Raw genomic sequence first — 14,664 nt, 5'->3', positions numbered from 1 at the left:
GGGTCCTCGGCGCCTGGTCCTCGGCGCCTGGTGTCGGGTGTCTGGGTGTGGTCAGATCCGTGCCGAGCGGGTCGGCCACAGGGCGCGGGCGGGTGGGGCCGTCGGGCCCAGCTCGCCCACCGCGACCCGGGTCAGGGTGGCTCCGCCGCCCGCCCTGACGGCCGCGACCACCGCCTGGTGCAGGGCCCGGCTGTGCTCCTCGGACGGACACCGCACCGGGCTGCCGACCAGGGTGAACCAGTCCGACGTACCGGTGTACTGGACGGTCACATCGGCCTCGGCGCCGTCCCAGGTGGTGTGCACGGTCAGATCGCCGTTGACGATTCCCGACTCGTCGGTGTGTACGCCGCCCCGGCCGCTGAAGACCCCGGGGGTGGTCCATGATGCCCAGGCCATGGCCTCAGCCTCCTTCTCGGTCGCCCCCTCCAGCTCCAGTGTGCGCTCCTTCGATCGGGGGAACGCGGGGGCGCCTCCGCATCCCCACCGTGCGGTAAGGGGACAGCTAGGTCTATGACCATTACCGCGTATATCGACACCGCCCGGCCGGTGGCCACCCTGATCAATATGTTCACGGTCGCCCCGGAGCGGCAGGGCGAGCTGATCGCCCTGCTGGCGCGGGCCACCGAGGAGACCATGAAGCACCGGCCGGGCTTCCTCTGCGCCAACTTCCACGCCTCCCAGGACGGCGAGCGGGTCGTCAACTACGCGCAGTGGGAGTCCGAGGAGCACTACCGGGCGATGCTCGCCGACCCGGAGGCCCGGGTGCACATGGACGAGGCCGCGCTCATCGCGTCCGATGTGCAGCCGAGGCTGTTCCAGGTCATCTCCGCGCACCGGCGCTGACCCCGCGCCCGGCCCGCTCGAAGGACACCGGGGGCGGGCCGGCCATGGCGGGCGGGGGGCGCGTGCGCGTCGTCCGAGCCATCGGCGTGGGACCGGTCCACTCCGGAACGCCGGGTCCCCATCCGGCCGGCCCCTCCCCGCCGCCCCTCCCGTCCGCCGCCGACCCACCCCGCACCCGGTCAACGGGCGTGTCACCGGAACCGGCAGGCCCAGGGGCACCCGCCACATCAGGACAACCGACCGCATCAGGTCAACCCTTCTGTGCACTCCTGACGCGGCCGTATCCACCCGCTTACGCTCATGAGTGCCGCCCGGCGTACGTTCCGCCGCATCTCGCTCCCGGTCGCGGTCAAGGCTCCGACCAGCAGGAGGAACCGTACGTGAGCACACGTGTGCCCGTTTTCGGGGGGAATCAGCCGCGTCCGGTTCCGGGCCGTACGCCGGGCGTCCACGTCGTCCGGCAGCCGCTGACCCGCACGGTCTCCGGGGTCTGCCACGGCACGCTGGGCGAGCTGTACCAGGGGCCGCTGCGGGCCGGGCCGGTGCCGGACATCGCGCTGGTGTCGTTCCCGGTCGACCGGCACTCCTGGGTGCACTTCACACCCGAGGAGGACGCGCCTGGGATGCTCGGGGAGTCCGGGGTGCTCGGGGAGCCACGAGCGTCCGGGGAGTCCGGGGCGCCCGGCGCGCCCGGGGTGCTCGGGGCGAAGGCCGCCGCCGCGGCCGGGCTGTTTCTCGACCGGTTCGGGCTGACCCTGCCGCCGGGCCGCTGGAGCGTGCACTCCGATCTGCGGGTCGGGGTGGGGATGGCGAGTTCGACCGCGGACATCGTGGCCACCCTGCGCTGTCTGTTCCGGCTGTTCGGGCTGGCCTACGACCTGGATGTGGTGCTCGGTGTGCTGGCCCGGATCGAGCGGGCCGACAGCGTGTTCCTGGACGAGTTCGCGCTCCATCTCAGCGGCCGGCACCGGGTGGTGCGCCGGCTCGGCACCGGCCTCGGCTTCCACACCGCGTACATCACCGAACCCGGCACGGTGGACACCGCCGCCGTCACCGACCGGCTCCTCACCCACTACCGGCGGCACGGACCCCGCTACGAGCGGGGTCTCGACACCTTGCTGAAAGGATTCTCCACAGGTGACCCCCGGGCCGTGGCACAGGCGGCGACCATCAGTGCCGGGCTCTCCCAGGAGGTGCTGCCCAAGGCGTCCTTCGACGCCGTGCTCGCCCACCGGGAGTGGTTCGGCGCCGACGGTGTCTTCGTCGCCCACACCGGCTGTCTGATCGGCTATCTCTTCGCGCACCGCCCCGGCGCCGACGTCAAGTCGGAGCTGTCCGCCTTCTTCCACTCGCTCGGCCACCAGTGCTCTTTCGCCCAAGGAGGCTACGGGTGATCCACCCGCATATCGCCGACGCCCTGAAGATCCCCGACCTGGTACGGCTCACCGACGGCCTGGTGCTGATCCGGTTCGAGTCGATGAAGATCTACTCGGCGCTCGGCGCCGTCCGCCATCTCCTCGACCGGGGCACGATCCGCCCCGGCCAGACCCTCCTCGACAGCTCCAGCGGCATCTACGCCTACGCGCTGGCGCTGGCCTGCCACCGCTATGGACTGCGCTGCCACATCGTCGCCTCCACCACCGTCGACACCACCACCCGCGCCCAGTTGGAGGTGCTCGGCGCGACCGTCGAGCAGGTCCGGCCGTCCGGCACCCTCCAACTCGACCAGGAGCTGCGGGTACGGCGGGTGCGGGAGATACTCGCCACCCGGCCCGGCACTCACTGGATGCGCCAGTACCACGACGACATCCACTACCTCGGCTACCACGAGGTCGCCGACCGGATCACCGCCGCGTTCGGGGACCGGCCACTGACCGTGGTCGGCGGGGTCGGCTCGGGCGCCTCCACCGGCGGGCTGGTGGAGCGGCTGCGCGCCACCGACCCGGCGGTGCGGCTGGTGGGGGTGCAGCCGTTCGGCAGTGTCACCTTCGGCAGCCAGGACCATCACGACCCGGAGGCGATCATCGCCGGGATCGGCTCGTCCATCGTCTTCGACAATGTCCGCCACCATCTCTACGACGCCCTGCACTGGCTGGACTTCACCCACGCCATGGCCGGGGCGGTCGCCCTGCTGCGCGACCACGCCGTGTTCGCGGGACTGTCCACCGGCGCCGCCTTCCTGGCCGCCGGGCACGAGGCGCGCCGCCATCCCGACCGGCTGCATCTGGTGATCGGCGCCGACACCGGGCACCGCTATGTGGAGCGGGTCTTCGCCCGGCACCGGGAGGCGCTGGACCCGGCGGCGCTGAAACCCGTGGAGATCGCGCAGCCCGAGGAGCTGTCCATGCCCTGGTCGACCATGGCCTGGCAGCGCACCCCCTGCCCCGCCGCGTGGAAGGAGCGGGCCGCGTGAGCGTCGTCCTGCTGGAGTCCCTCACCTTCGGACTCGGTCATCTGGTCCGCGCCGCCGACACGTTGGGCGAGCAGCTGACCCTGCTCACCCGCGACCCCGCCTACTACGCCTACGAGCTGGAGCGGCTGCCGTCCGGTGCGCTGGACGTGGTGGAGACCGACACCTTCGACGTGGACGGGGTCGCGGAGCGGCTGCGCGGCACGCCGTCCCTGCGCGGGCTGATCAGCTCCACGGACACCTGGACGCTGGTCGGCGCCGAACTGGCCGCCCGCTTCGCACTCCCCGGCCTCGACCCGGCCGTGCTGCGTCTGACCCGCGACAAGGCGGCCGTGCGGGAGCTGCTGCACGGCGCCGGACTGACCCGGGGCCGGGCGCTGACGGTGGACGGCGGCGGGGCGGCGCGGGACCTGCTCCTCAAGGAGATCGGGCTGCCCGCCGTGCTGAAGGACTCGGCGGGCACCGGCAGCCAGAACGTGTGGCTGGTGCGGGACGAGAGCGCACTCGACACCGCGCTCGCCGAGTCGGCGGACCGGCCGCTGAAGGGGCGGCTGTTCGCCGAGCCCTACTTCGCCGGGCCGGTCTACAGCGCCGAGACCCTCACCTGGGCGGGGCGGACCCGGCTGCTCGGGGTGTCCAGCAGGCTGATGTCCCCGGAGCCGTACTTCCGGGAGGAGATCACCGCGTTCCCGGTGGCGTTCCCCGAGGCGCGGCGGACGTCGCTGGAGGGCTGGCTCGACGCGCTGCTGGCCGCCGTCGGCTACACCGACCGGTTCGCGCATGTGGAGTTCGTCCTGACCGCCGAAGGACCGGAGCTGGTGGAGATCAACCCCCGGATCGGCGGCGCGCTGGTCGGCGAGGGCCTGTGCCGGGCGCTCGGGCTCAATGTGTACGAGGCGATGGTCGAGACCGCGCTTGGCCGGCGTCCCGCGCTCATGGACACGGACCCGCCCGGCGGTCCGGCGGTGGCGTTCGTCCTCGGCTACCCGGCCGCGCCCGGTGTCTTCACCGGGGTCACCGGACTGGACCGGCTGGCGGATCTGCCGGGGGCGCCCGCCTGGTACCCGGTGAAGGCGCCGGGCGACGCGATCGAGCATCTGGCGGACAGCCGCGGCTATGCCGGGATCGTGTACGCGGAGGCGGAGACCGCGGAACTGGCCACACACCGGGCGGTGGCCGCGGCGAACACGCTCCGCGTACGCACAGAACCGTTCCCGCCCCGGGCATCCGGTGCCTGAAGGCGACGACGGCCCTGCGGGGACCGGGGGGAGAGCAGGTCGGGCGGGTCCGGCAGCCGACCCATCGGACGGACCCGGAGTCCGAGCGCCCGGAGAGAACCGGACCGGCGGTCCGGCCCGCTGGATCGGCGGACTCGGCGGACCGCTCCGCTTTCTGCTGCTCAGCTCCTTCCTGATCCCGCTCGGCAGTTTCATGGTGCTGCCGTTCATGTCGGTGTTCCTGCATGAGCGGCTCGGGATGGGGCTCGGCACGGTCGGGGTGGTGCTGGCGGCGGCGGCGCTGGTGCAGTTCTCCGGCGGGATCGCGGGCGGCGCGCTCGCCGACCGGATCGGGCTGCGCCGCACCATGCTGTGGGCGCTGGTGACCCGTACCACCGGGTTCGCCGGGATGCTGGCGGCGCTGCGCTGGCCGCCGCTGGCGGTTCCGGCGCTGATCCTGACGTGCTGCGGCGCGGCGCTGTACCTCCCCGCGAACAAGGCGTATCTCGTGCACGGCGTGGCCGAGGAGCGCCGCCCGGCGTTCCTGTCGGCGGGCAACGCGGCGCTCAACGCGGGGATGGCGGTGGGTCCGCTGATCGCGGGGCCGTTCGTACTGTCGTCGCCGGGCTGGCTGTTCGTCGCCGTGACCGCCCTGTTCGCGCTGGTCACGCTCGGGCACGCGCGGCTGCCCGCGGTGGGAGAGCGGCGCGCGGCGGGTACGTCCGGCGGGCTGCTGACCGGGGTGGCGGTGCTGCCGTTCGCCGCGAACCTGCTGGCGTTCTATCTGTATTTCTTCTTCCAGCACTTCCTGGCGGTGTACGCGGTGGAACGGGCGTCCGGCGCGTTCTACAGCCTGGTGCTGCTGCTGTGCTTCGCGCTGGTGATCGTCGTCCAGCCGCTCGCGTCCGGGCTGATCCGGCGGATGCCGTACGCGCTCGCCCTCACGGTCGGGTTCGCGGGGCTGGCGGCCGGTCTCGCGGTGCTGGCGGTCGGCAGCCGGGCGGCACTGCTGGCGGGCGGGGCGCTGATCACGCTCGGGGACATCGTGCTGTTCCTCAAGAACGATCTGGAGGCGCTGGGCCGCAGCTCCCGCTCCGACGCCGTCGTCTTCGGCCAGCAGCGGCTGGCGGCGGGGCTCGGCGCGTGCGCCAGCGGGGTGGTGGGCGGTCAGCTGTACGGGCTCGGCGAACAGGCCGGGTCCACCGGCTCGTTCTGGCTGCTGGCCGCCGCCCAGTGCGTCCTGCTGCCCCCACTGCTGCTCCTCCTGCGCCGCCCCTCCCCCTCCCTTTCACCCTCCCCCACGAAGGAGCACTGAGCCCGGATGACACGGACCGGTGGGTTCCAGGACGACGACTTCTGGACCGAGTTCCATGACTTCCTCTTCTCCGAGCAGCGTCACACCCAGGCCGCCGAACTGCTGGACAGCTCACCGCTGCTGTCCTTCCCGGCCGCCTCCCGGGTGCTGGACCTGTGCTGCGGTCCGGGGGTGTTCACCGTGCCGCTGGCGCTGCGCGGCCATACCGTGACCGGGGTGGACCGGAGCCTGCCGATGCTGGAGCGGGCCCGCGAGCGGGCGGCCGGGGCGGGCGTCGAGGTGACCCATGTGCGGGCGGACGCCCGGACGTACCGGGCGCCGGGCGCCTTCGATGTCGTCCTCAACATGTTCACGTCGTTCGGGTACTTCGAGGACCCGGCCGACAACGCGCGGATGCTGCGGACCATGTACGACTGTCTGGCTCCAGGGGGCACGCTGGTGCTGGATCTCGCGGGCAAGGAGTTGCTGGCCGGGCGGGTGAGCCCGCCGAAGGTGGTGCGGCGCGGGGAGGATCTGATGGTGCAGACGGACACCGTGCTGGACGACTGGGCGCGGCTGCGCAGCGACTGGGTGCTGGTGCGCGGTGAGCGGGTGACCCGGGCCAGGCTGGTGTGGTTCGTGTACAGCGCGGTGGAGTTGCGGCGGCTGGTGGAGGAGGCGGGGTTCGGCCGGGTGGAGGTCTTCGGCGGTTTCGACGGACGGCCCTATGACGAGACCGCGGAACGGCTGGTGCTGCGGGCGGTCCGCGCGGTGTGAGGTCCGCGGCCTTCTGGCCGTGGTGCGCGGATCGTAGGATCACCGCGTCACCCATCAACCGCGACGGGAATCAGGAAGCCGGTGCGAGTCCGGCACGGTCCCGCCACTGTGACCGGGGCGCGCGGCGTGGGCAGGCGGACACGGGCGTCGCTCCGGGAGTCAGGACACTGGCCTGTCGCGGGCCCGTTCCGAGGAGCGCGGACTCCCCAGGAGGCACATCGTGCACGACGGTCCTTCCCGTACCCCCCTGCCCGTCCCCGTCCGTCGCCGCCTGGCCGCGGCGCTCGCCCTGTCGGCGGTGCTGCTGGCCGCCGGGTGCGGCGGGTCCGGCGACCCGGCCGGGGCCGCCGGTCCGTCGGCCGCCCCGGCCGACGGCTTTCCGCTCACCGTGGAGAACTGCGGGGTGCGGACCACCTACGACGCGCCACCCGAGCGGGTGGTGACGATCCACCAGCATCCGGCGGAGCTGATGCTCGCGCTGGGCCTGAGGGACCGGATGGTCGGTACCGCGTTCCCCGACTCGGCGGTACTGCCCGCGCTGCGGTCGGACTTCGAGGCGATACCGGAACTGGCGGAGAAGGAGCCGTCGTTCGAGACGATCCTCGACACCGAACCCGATCTGGTCTACGGCGGCTACGGCAGCGCGTTCGCCGACAACGAGGGCCGCTCCCGGGAGGCGTTCGCCGACGCGGGTATCGACACCTACCTCAACCGCGAGTACTGCGCCGCGAACCAGTCGGTGACGATGCGGGACACCTACGACGAGATCCGCACCATCGGTGATGTCTTCGGTGTGCCGGAGCGGGCGGACGACCTGGTCGCGGAGTTGCGCGGCCGGGTCGACGGGGCGGCCACGGCGGTCGAGGGCGCGGACCGGGTACCGGTGTTCGTGTACGACAGCGGCGACAAGTCCGCGTTCACGGCGGGCGGCAAGGGCCTGGGCAGTGAGCTGATCCGGCTGGCGGGCGGCGAGAACGTGTTCGCCGATCTGGACGAGGTCTTCGGGGACGTCTCCTGGGAGCAGGTCGTCGAGCGCCGGCCGGAGGTCATCGCGATCTACGACTACGCCGGGGCCGGGAGCATCGAGCGGAAGAAGGAGTTCCTGCGGGCGCAGCCCGCGCTCGCGGACGTACCGGCGGTGCGCGACGAGCGGTTCGTGGTGCTGCCGCTGACCGCCACGCTGGTCGGTGTCCGGTCGGCGTACGCCGTGGAGGACCTGGCCCGCGCGCTGCACCCGGAGAGCTTCCGGTGACCCTGCCGGTCACGAAGTCCGCCGCCGACGGGGCCGTGGCGCGGCGGGCGGGCGGGCGGCGGCCGACGCCGACCGGGACGCTGCTGGCGCTGACCGTGCTGCTGCTGGTCTCGCTGACGGCGGGGCTGGCGATCGGGTCGGTGCCGGTGCCGCCGGGACAGGTGTGGGGCATCGTCACCCACGCGCTCGGCGCGGACTGGGTGGTGCCGGACTGGTCGGGGGCGCGGGAGACCATCGTGCTGGACGTCCGGGCGCCGCGGGTGCTGCTGGGCGCGGTGGTCGGCGCGGGGCTCGCGGTGACGGGTACGGCGATGCAGGCGCTGCTGCGCAATCCGCTCGCCGAGCCGTATCTGCTCGGGGTGTCCTCCGGGGCGTCGCTCGGGGCGGTCGTGGTGATCGTGTTCGGGGTGACCGTGCTGGGGCCGGTGTCGCTGCCGGTGGCCGCGTTCGCGGGCGCGCTGGGTTCACTGATGCTGGTCTACGTCACGGCCCGGACCGGCGGCCGGATCACCTCGGTACGGCTGGTGCTGGCCGGGGTGGCGATCGCGGCCGTGCTCACCGCGGCGATGCATCTGCTGCTGCTCACCGCGGACCGGGGCAATCAGGCGCGGGAGGTGCTGGCCTGGACGCTGGGCGGGCTCGGCGGGGTCGACTGGGGCGCGCTGTGGCTGCCGGTGGCGGCGCTGGCGGTCGGCGTCGCGGTGCTGCTGGCGCAGGCGCGGAAACTGAATCTGCTGCTGGCCGGTGAGGAGGCGGCGACCACGATGGGGCTGGACGTGGCCCGGTTCCGGGCGCGGATGTTCGTACTGCTGTCGCTGGTCACCGGGGTGCTGGTGGCGGCGGCCGGGCCGATCGGGTTCGTCGGGCTGATGCTGCCGCATGTGGTGCGGCTGCTGGTGGGCGGCGACCACCGGCGGGTGCTGCCGACGGCCGCGCTGGGCGGGGCGGTGTTCCTGGTCTGGGCCGATGTGGCGGCGCGGACGGTGGCGGCGCCGCTGGAGATCCCGGTGGGGGTGCTGACCGCGCTGTGCGGCGGCCCGTTCTTCCTGTGGCTGATGCGCCGGGACGCCCGGCGCGGTACGGATCGAGGAACGCATCGAGGAGGGGTATGAGCCCGGCCGAACTGGTGGTGGACGGGGTCACGCTCAGCGCGGGCGCCCGACGGCTGGTGGAGGATGTGTCGCTGGAGGCGGGGCCGGGGGACGTGATCGGTCTGGTCGGCCCGAACGGCAGCGGCAAGTCCAGTCTGCTGCGGGCGGTGTACCGGGTGCTGCGCCCGACCGCCGGGATGGTGCGGGTGGACGGGGCGGACGCCTGGTCGCTGCCGGTGCGGCGGCTGGCCCGTACGGTCGCGGCGGTGGTGCAGGAGGCGGGCGCCGACTTCGATCTGACGGTCCGGGAGGTGGTCGCGATGGGCCGCACTCCGCACAAGCGGCTCCTGGACGGGGACTCGGCGGACGATCTGCGGCTGGTCGCGGCGGCGCTGGACGCGGTGGACGCGTCCGCGCTCACCGACCGGCCCTTCGACGAGCTGTCCGGGGGCGAGCGGCAGCGGGTGCTGATCGCCCGCGCGCTCGCCCAGCAGCCCGCGCTGCTGGTGCTGGACGAGCCGACGAACCACCTGGACATCCGCCACCAACTGGAGATCCTCGCCACCCTGCGGGAGCTGCCCGCCACCGTCCTGGTCGCCCTGCACGACCTCAACCTCGCCGCGTACTACTGCGACCGGCTGTACGTCCTGCACGAGGGCCGCGTCGCCGCGTCCGGCCCACCCACCGAGGTCCTCACACCCCGGCTGCTGGCCGAGGTGTACGGGGTGACGGGCGAGGTCACGATCCATCCCCGCACGGGGTCCCCACAGGTGACGTTCCTGCCGCCGGGGGCAACGGCGGGGAGGAGGGTCGGGACGGGGTGAGGGGGACGGTAGGGGGAGCCCCCCCCGGGGCGGGGCGTGGAGGCGCCTCGCCCGGGGGGGGCTCCCGCGCGGGGGGGCTCCCACACGGGGGGCTCCCACACGGGGGGCTCCCACACGGGGGGCTCCCGCGGGGGGGGCTCCCGCGGGGGGGGCTCCCGCGGGGGGGGCTCCCGCGTCAGGGTGGGGGTCCCGCGTCAGGGTGGGGCAGACCGGCGAGGGCGGTTCCTGCACGGGGTGAGCCATGTCCCGCATGGGACGGCCCCCGCGCCCGGCGCCGGACGGGCCCCCAGGTGGCTCGCGCCCGGCCCCGGACTGGCCCCCAGGTGGCTCGCACCCGGCGCCGGACGGCCCCCCGGGTGGCTCGCGCCCGGCGTCGCGAGGAGCCGTCCCCGCGTGGGCGCGCTCCGTGCAGGAAGGTTTCCGCGCCGGGGTGCGAGCCGGGGCTCACGGCACCTGGTCGTACCGCGGCAGGGGCTCGGTGTGGTCCGCCAGGGTCGTCCACCAGCCGGGGCCGTCCTCCAGGTGGCGCAGGAGGACGCCCTCGCGCAGGGCCCAGGGGCAGACGGTGAGGGTCTTCAGACCGCTCAGCTTCATCGCGGTGTGGCCGACGATCGCCCCGGCCAGGCTCTGCCGGGCGCGCGGGGCGGAGATCCCGGGGAGTTCGCAGCGGCCGAGGGCGGACCGCGCGGCCAGCCGGTCGATCGCGGACCGCAGATCGGCGCGCTCCACCTCGCGCTGCACGAACGGGCCCCGGCGGCCCGGCGGGGCGCCGCACAGCCGGGCCAGCTGCTGGAACGTCCGGGAGGTGCCGACGGCGGTGTGCGGGTGCTCCCAGCGGATGCGGGCCCCGGCGTCGCGCAGGTGATGGCGTACCTCGCGGCGCAGGGCGAGCACCTCGGCGGTGGCGGGCGGATCGGTGCGGGCCAGGAACTCGTCGGTCAGCCGGCGGGCGCCCAGCGGCAGGGAGATGGCGAACTCCGGGGTGCGGCCCCGTCCGAAGGCGACCTCGAAGGAGCCGCCGCCGATGTCGAACAGGGCGAGCGGTCCGGCCCGCCAGCCCATCCAGCGCCGTACCGCGAGGAAGGTCAGTTCGGCCTCCAGTTCGCCGGGCAGGACGCGCATTCCGACCTCGGTGCGGGCGTGGACGGCGGCGAGCACCTCGGCGCGGTCGGGGGCGTTGCGCACCACGGCGGTGGCGAAGGCCAGCGGGCGCGGGGCGCCCCAGCGGGCGGCGGTCCGGGCGGCCCTGGCGACCGCGTCCGCCAGTTGCTCCGTGGCCGCCTGGCCGAACACGCCGTCGGGGTCGACCTGTTCGGACAGGCGCAGTTTCCATTTCGCGGTGTGCACGGGGAGCGGTACCCCGTCCTTGGTGTCCGCGACCACCAGCCGCACGGTGTGGGAACCGGCGTCAATCACACTCAGCCTCATCGGCGTTGCGTACCCGGACCCGCCCAGGTGATGCGTGTCCATGTGCCGTCTTGACGGGCGGTTCCCGGATCCGGGCGGTGGTCAGCCCGCGCAGGTCACCTCGTCGCGGGGCGTGTACCGGGTGTTGAAGGTCTCGCGCTTGACCTCGGCGCCGTCGTTCTTGAAGACCCGGTCGACGGCGACGTCGAAGCCTTCCAGCGGGGTCTGGGGGACGCACTTCTCGGCGGCGCCCTCGCGGGTGCCGGGCTCCTGGATGTTGGTGCGCGGGCCGGTGACGGACTCGACGTCGTCGTACTTCTTGGTGCCGAAGAAGCTGACCGTGATGGAGGTGTCGGTGGCCTTGGCGTCGATGTAGAGGGCGTTGCCGGAGTCGTTGCGGAACTTCAGGTCGAGGCTGCCCCAGGCGACGGTGGCCTCACGGCCCTCCGGGTAGCGCTCGATGTAGAAGGAGTGGGCGCCGTGCTCGACCGGGTCGACCCCGGCGAAGAAGACCGCGTTGAAGATCGTCGTGGCGACGGCGGAGACACCGCCGCCCGCGGCGCGCTCGTAGCGGTCGTTGTTGATGATGATGCCCTCGACGAAGCCGTTGGCCTCGGTGCGCTCGCCGACCGTGCCGTTCATGCTCCAGGTGTCGCCGGGCAGGACGACCGAGCCGTCGATCAGTTCGGCGGCCCGGCCGATGTTGGTGACCCGGTAGGGCTCGGGCTCGAAGTTGACCGTGAAGGTGGACATCTGCTCCTTGATGCCCAGGGCGGCGAGGTTGTCCCCGGACAGCTTCGGCTTGACCTCCTCGACGGCGACCGGGCCGGTGCGGGCGTCGGTGCCGGTCTTGGTGAGCAGCGGCTGCACGGCGTCCTTGAGGGCCTTCGCGGTGACCTCCTGGCCGGACTGGCCGCCGGAGGCCACCACGACCCGGCCGCCCTCCAGGCGCAGCTTGGCGTTCTCGGCCTGGTCGGTGGCCTGGGCGAGGCCGCTGGCGACGGTGGGGTCGGCGAGGAGTCCGGCGCCGTCGAGGGCGGGGACGAGTCGGTGCGACTTGTCGGGCTTGACGGTGAGGTGCTCGCTGAGGACGGCCGGGGTGATCTCCACGCGTCCGGCGTCGGTGGTGAGGGTGACGGGGCCGGACATGGCGGGCTCGGCGAAGTCCTTGAGGGCCCGCTCGACCTCGTCGGCGCCGACCTTCGGGTCGGTGGTGTCGACGGGGAGCCGAACCGGTTCGGTGACCGCGCCGGGGGTGACCGAGGAGAGCGCGCCTACGGCGTCGGCCACGTTCAGCTTCTGTCCGGTGACCGGCTCGACCCGGGTCGTCTCGCCCTGGTCGAAGCCGACGGCGCCCTCGCGGGCCTTGCGGTCGTGCTTCTTGGCCAGTTCGGTGAGGGCGGCGCGGGTCTTGTCCTGGTCGACGGAGACGACGGGGGCGACATCGCGGTCGGCGCTGGTGAACAGGCGGCCGATCACGGTGACCGGGTCGTTGCCCGAGCGGGCGGCCTCGGTGACGGTCTCCTCGCTGTTCAGGGTGAGACCGGCGGTGTGCGCGTCGACGGTGGCGGAACGCTCGCCGACGCGCACGGGTATCGGCTCGGCCCACTGTCCGGCGAGGCCCTTCTCCAGCGCCGCGCGTGCCTCGGTGGGGTTCATTCCGCCGATGTCGACGCCGCTGACCCGGACCCCGTCGGGAACGTTGTCACCGGCGGCGAGCAGTCCCACGAGGTAGAGCCCGCCGAAGCCGACCCCGGCCGCAGCCCCCGTGACGAGCGCGGCCCGGCCTATTCGGCGCCGGGCGGCCCGGGAGGCGTCGGCGGTGCCGTCGGTGGCGGCGGGCGGGCCGGCGGGGGCTGAGCGCAGCACGGGGTCTCCTCGTCTGTGGCGGTCACGGCGTCGGTCGGTCACCCGGCGCCGTCACGGCGCCCGGCCTCCTCGGGAGAGACGGCCGAGCGCGGGTGATGATATGAGAATCTATGTGGTGATTCCGTAAGCTCTGCCACCGGCCCCCCGGAATCCGGCCTTCCGTTCATCGGTCCACGGGGGATTCCGGCCCACCGTTCAGTGCGGCGCGGACGACGCCGAGGAACTCCTCGTCCGTGAGGCCCAGCTCGCGGGCCTGGCCGATCAGGTCGCGGACGCCTTCGGTGAGCCGGGCCCGGTCCGGGGCGTCGGGCGCCGCGGTGATCACCGCCCCGCGTCCCCGGCGCAGTTCGATCAGGGACTCGTCGCGCAGCCGCTGATAGCCGCGGAGCACGGTGTGCACATTGACGCCCAGCGACTCGGCGACCTCCCGCGCGGGCGGCAGCCGCTCCCCCGGCAGCGCCGTGCCGTCGGCGATGGCCCCGCGCACACAGGCGGCGATCTGCTCGCCCAGCGGCACCGGCGAGCCGGGCCGTACCCGGAACAGCATCCTCAGCCACGCTCCCCGGTACGGCGCTCGACCAGCGCGTTGAGCAGCGCGGCGGCGGTGATCGTGTCGTCGACGGTGACGACGTACTCGCGTCCGCCGCCGGTCCGTACCGACAGTGCCTCACCGGAGCGCAGCACCACGCCCCGGCGGCCGGGCCGCGCCCGGTAGCCCCAGCCGCCGAAGTCGGCGACGGCGTGGACCTGGACGCTCGTGGCGCCGGTGACGTCGGTGAGCGGCAGGGCGAGCCGGGGTCCGGGCAGCAGGGTCGGCGCGACGGTGACCCCGCGGCGGTCGACGGTGACCCGGACCGTGCCCGAGACCACCCCGGCCAGACCGGCGACGATCAGCACCAGACCGAGCGGCCAGGGCCCGAGCAGCAGGGCGAGCGGGCCCAGCAGCGCCAGGGCGGCGCCGGGCCAGAGCAGGGCGCGGGACCGGATCGTGCGGCTCCACGCGATCGTCTCGCCGTCGGCCAGGGGCAGGGCGGGCACCGGGCGGGCGGGGGCCGGGGCGGGGCCCGCGCCCATCAGCCGCCAGACGACGGCGGCGGCGGTGCCCCCGGCGAGCAGCAGCACGGCCACGTGCCACAGCGGCAGCCGGACGTCCGCCGGGTCCCCGGCGTCCAGGTTGGCCAGCACGGTGACGGTCAGCGGATAGCCGAGGGCGATCGCCGTGCCCGCGCCGAGCGCGGCGGTCGTACGGGCGCTGCCGCCGTCGCGGGCGGCCACGGTCAGCGTGGTGAACAGGAGCCCGAGCAGGACGAGCAGCGCCGCTCCGGCGCCGAGCGCGACGCCCCGGCCCAGGAAGCGGTCGGCGGTGCCGTCGCCGGAGAAGTGGGTGGCGATCCGGCCGGGCAGCCGGTCGTACCCGGCGAGGAACACGCCGAGGTAGCCGGCGGTGGCGACGCCGAAGGGGAGGGCGGGCAGGGCGTATCTGCGGATCGCGGTGATGGCGGTCATGGGACTCCCGGCCTCGGGTGGGGTGCGGACGACGGTTCTGGGCATCGGCCATCCACGGTGATTGTTCGCATTGAAGTAGAACAAGTAAACCACAGGGGGCGGGCGGCAGGGCGTGCGCCTCACACCCCGGTCCGACGACCGGTGCGGGCCCCGTAACTCCTCTCGCTCCCGGAG

Annotated in this window: 14 protein-coding genes and 1 riboswitch; of the genes, 9 read left to right on the top strand and 5 right to left on the bottom strand. The window is 73.8% G+C overall.

What is annotated here, in order from left to right; genetic code table 11:
* Positions 1 to 51 precede the first annotated feature (51 nt).
* Entirely contained in the window at positions 52 to 396 is a 345-nt protein-coding gene (locus AB0D49_RS28100; protein ID WP_362762338.1) for a hypothetical protein, read from the bottom strand.
* A 114-nt stretch (positions 397 to 510) separates the two neighbouring features.
* On the opposite strand from AB0D49_RS28100, the gene AB0D49_RS28095 reads away from it, so the two are divergent.
* From AB0D49_RS28095 to AB0D49_RS28055, 9 genes are all read left to right on the top strand, one after another.
* A complete protein-coding gene (locus AB0D49_RS28095) occupies positions 511 to 843 on the top strand; it encodes an antibiotic biosynthesis monooxygenase family protein (protein ID WP_362762336.1) in 333 nt (110 codons plus the stop codon).
* Between the two features lie 380 nt (positions 844 to 1,223).
* Positions 1,224 to 2,237, top strand: a complete 1,014-nt coding sequence (locus tag AB0D49_RS28090) for a hypothetical protein (protein WP_362762334.1) — start codon at positions 1,224 to 1,226, stop codon at positions 2,235 to 2,237.
* Complete coding sequence (locus AB0D49_RS28085; protein WP_362762332.1) at positions 2,234 to 3,256, top strand: cysteine synthase family protein; 1,023 nt, start codon at positions 2,234 to 2,236, stop codon at positions 3,254 to 3,256. Before AB0D49_RS28090 ends, AB0D49_RS28085 begins: the two co-directional genes overlap by 4 nt.
* The gene (locus AB0D49_RS28080; RefSeq protein ID WP_362762330.1) at positions 3,253 to 4,491 is read left to right on the top strand and encodes an ATP-grasp domain-containing protein; all 1,239 of its coding nucleotides are present in this window, start codon (positions 3,253 to 3,255) and stop codon (positions 4,489 to 4,491) included. Before AB0D49_RS28085 ends, AB0D49_RS28080 begins: the two co-directional genes overlap by 4 nt.
* 208 nt (positions 4,492 to 4,699) lie before the next feature.
* Positions 4,700 to 5,785, top strand: coding sequence for an MFS transporter (locus AB0D49_RS28075; protein ID WP_362762328.1), 1,086 nt, complete (start codon positions 4,700 to 4,702; stop codon positions 5,783 to 5,785).
* Positions 5,786 to 5,791: 6 nt separating this feature from the next.
* Positions 5,792 to 6,541: a class I SAM-dependent methyltransferase gene (locus AB0D49_RS28070; RefSeq protein ID WP_362762326.1), complete on the top strand. Its 750-nt coding sequence runs from the start codon at positions 5,792 to 5,794 to the stop codon at positions 6,539 to 6,541.
* A gap of 31 nt (positions 6,542 to 6,572) precedes the next feature.
* Positions 6,573 to 6,729, top strand: a riboswitch (cobalamin riboswitch).
* A 32-nt stretch (positions 6,730 to 6,761) separates the two neighbouring features.
* Positions 6,762 to 7,793 (top strand): ABC transporter substrate-binding protein, encoded by a 1,032-nt coding sequence (locus AB0D49_RS28065; RefSeq protein ID WP_362762324.1) that lies wholly within the window; start codon positions 6,762 to 6,764, stop codon positions 7,791 to 7,793.
* A gap of 35 nt (positions 7,794 to 7,828) precedes the next feature.
* Positions 7,829 to 8,905, top strand: coding sequence for an iron ABC transporter permease (locus AB0D49_RS28060; protein WP_362762425.1), 1,077 nt, complete (start codon positions 7,829 to 7,831; stop codon positions 8,903 to 8,905).
* Entirely contained in the window at positions 8,902 to 9,708 is an 807-nt protein-coding gene (locus AB0D49_RS28055) for an ABC transporter ATP-binding protein (RefSeq protein WP_362762322.1), read from the top strand. Before AB0D49_RS28060 ends, AB0D49_RS28055 begins: the two co-directional genes overlap by 4 nt.
* 444 nt (positions 9,709 to 10,152) lie before the next feature.
* Here AB0D49_RS28055 and AB0D49_RS28050 read toward each other — a convergent pair whose 3' ends face one another.
* From AB0D49_RS28050 to AB0D49_RS28035, 4 genes are all read right to left on the bottom strand, one after another.
* Positions 10,153 to 11,136 carry a Ppx/GppA family phosphatase gene (locus AB0D49_RS28050; protein WP_362762320.1) on the bottom strand — a complete coding sequence of 328 codons (984 nt, stop codon included), beginning with the start codon at positions 11,134 to 11,136 and terminating at the stop codon, positions 10,153 to 10,155.
* Between the two features lie 81 nt (positions 11,137 to 11,217).
* Positions 11,218 to 12,906 (bottom strand): VanW family protein, encoded by a 1,689-nt coding sequence (locus AB0D49_RS28045; RefSeq protein ID WP_362762423.1) that lies wholly within the window; start codon positions 12,904 to 12,906, stop codon positions 11,218 to 11,220.
* A gap of 241 nt (positions 12,907 to 13,147) precedes the next feature.
* Positions 13,148 to 13,531 carry a GntR family transcriptional regulator gene (locus AB0D49_RS28040; protein ID WP_362762318.1) on the bottom strand — a complete coding sequence of 128 codons (384 nt, stop codon included), beginning with the start codon at positions 13,529 to 13,531 and terminating at the stop codon, positions 13,148 to 13,150.
* A gap of 2 nt (positions 13,532 to 13,533) precedes the next feature.
* Positions 13,534 to 14,490: a DUF1648 domain-containing protein gene (locus AB0D49_RS28035; RefSeq protein WP_362762316.1), complete on the bottom strand. Its 957-nt coding sequence runs from the start codon at positions 14,488 to 14,490 to the stop codon at positions 13,534 to 13,536.
* Positions 14,491 to 14,664 lie beyond the last annotated feature (174 nt).

This window comes from Streptomyces sp. NPDC048290 (assembly GCF_040652095.1).
Taxonomy (GTDB): domain Bacteria; phylum Actinomycetota; class Actinomycetes; order Streptomycetales; family Streptomycetaceae; genus Streptomyces.
Note: the sequence above shows the minus strand (reverse complement) of the source record. Positions and strands in the feature narration are given on the sequence as shown.

What these genes read in the sequence shown, in the direction of transcription:
- AB0D49_RS28100 (WP_362762338.1), bottom strand. Translation starts at nt 396, where the DNA reads ATGGCCTGGGCATCATGGACCACCCCCGGGGTCTTCAGCGGCCGGGGC.
- AB0D49_RS28095 (WP_362762336.1), top strand. Translation starts at nt 511, where the DNA reads ATGACCATTACCGCGTATATCGACACCGCCCGGCCGGTGGCCACCCTG.
- AB0D49_RS28075 (WP_362762328.1), top strand. Translation starts at nt 4,700, where the DNA reads ATGTCGGTGTTCCTGCATGAGCGGCTCGGGATGGGGCTCGGCACGGTC.
- AB0D49_RS28070 (WP_362762326.1), top strand. Translation starts at nt 5,792, where the DNA reads ATGACACGGACCGGTGGGTTCCAGGACGACGACTTCTGGACCGAGTTC.
- AB0D49_RS28055 (WP_362762322.1), top strand. Translation starts at nt 8,902, where the DNA reads ATGAGCCCGGCCGAACTGGTGGTGGACGGGGTCACGCTCAGCGCGGGC.
- AB0D49_RS28050 (WP_362762320.1), bottom strand. Translation starts at nt 11,136, where the DNA reads ATGAGGCTGAGTGTGATTGACGCCGGTTCCCACACCGTGCGGCTGGTG.
- AB0D49_RS28040 (WP_362762318.1), bottom strand. Translation starts at nt 13,531, where the DNA reads ATGCTGTTCCGGGTACGGCCCGGCTCGCCGGTGCCGCTGGGCGAGCAG.
- AB0D49_RS28035 (WP_362762316.1), bottom strand. Translation starts at nt 14,490, where the DNA reads ATGACCGCCATCACCGCGATCCGCAGATACGCCCTGCCCGCCCTCCCC.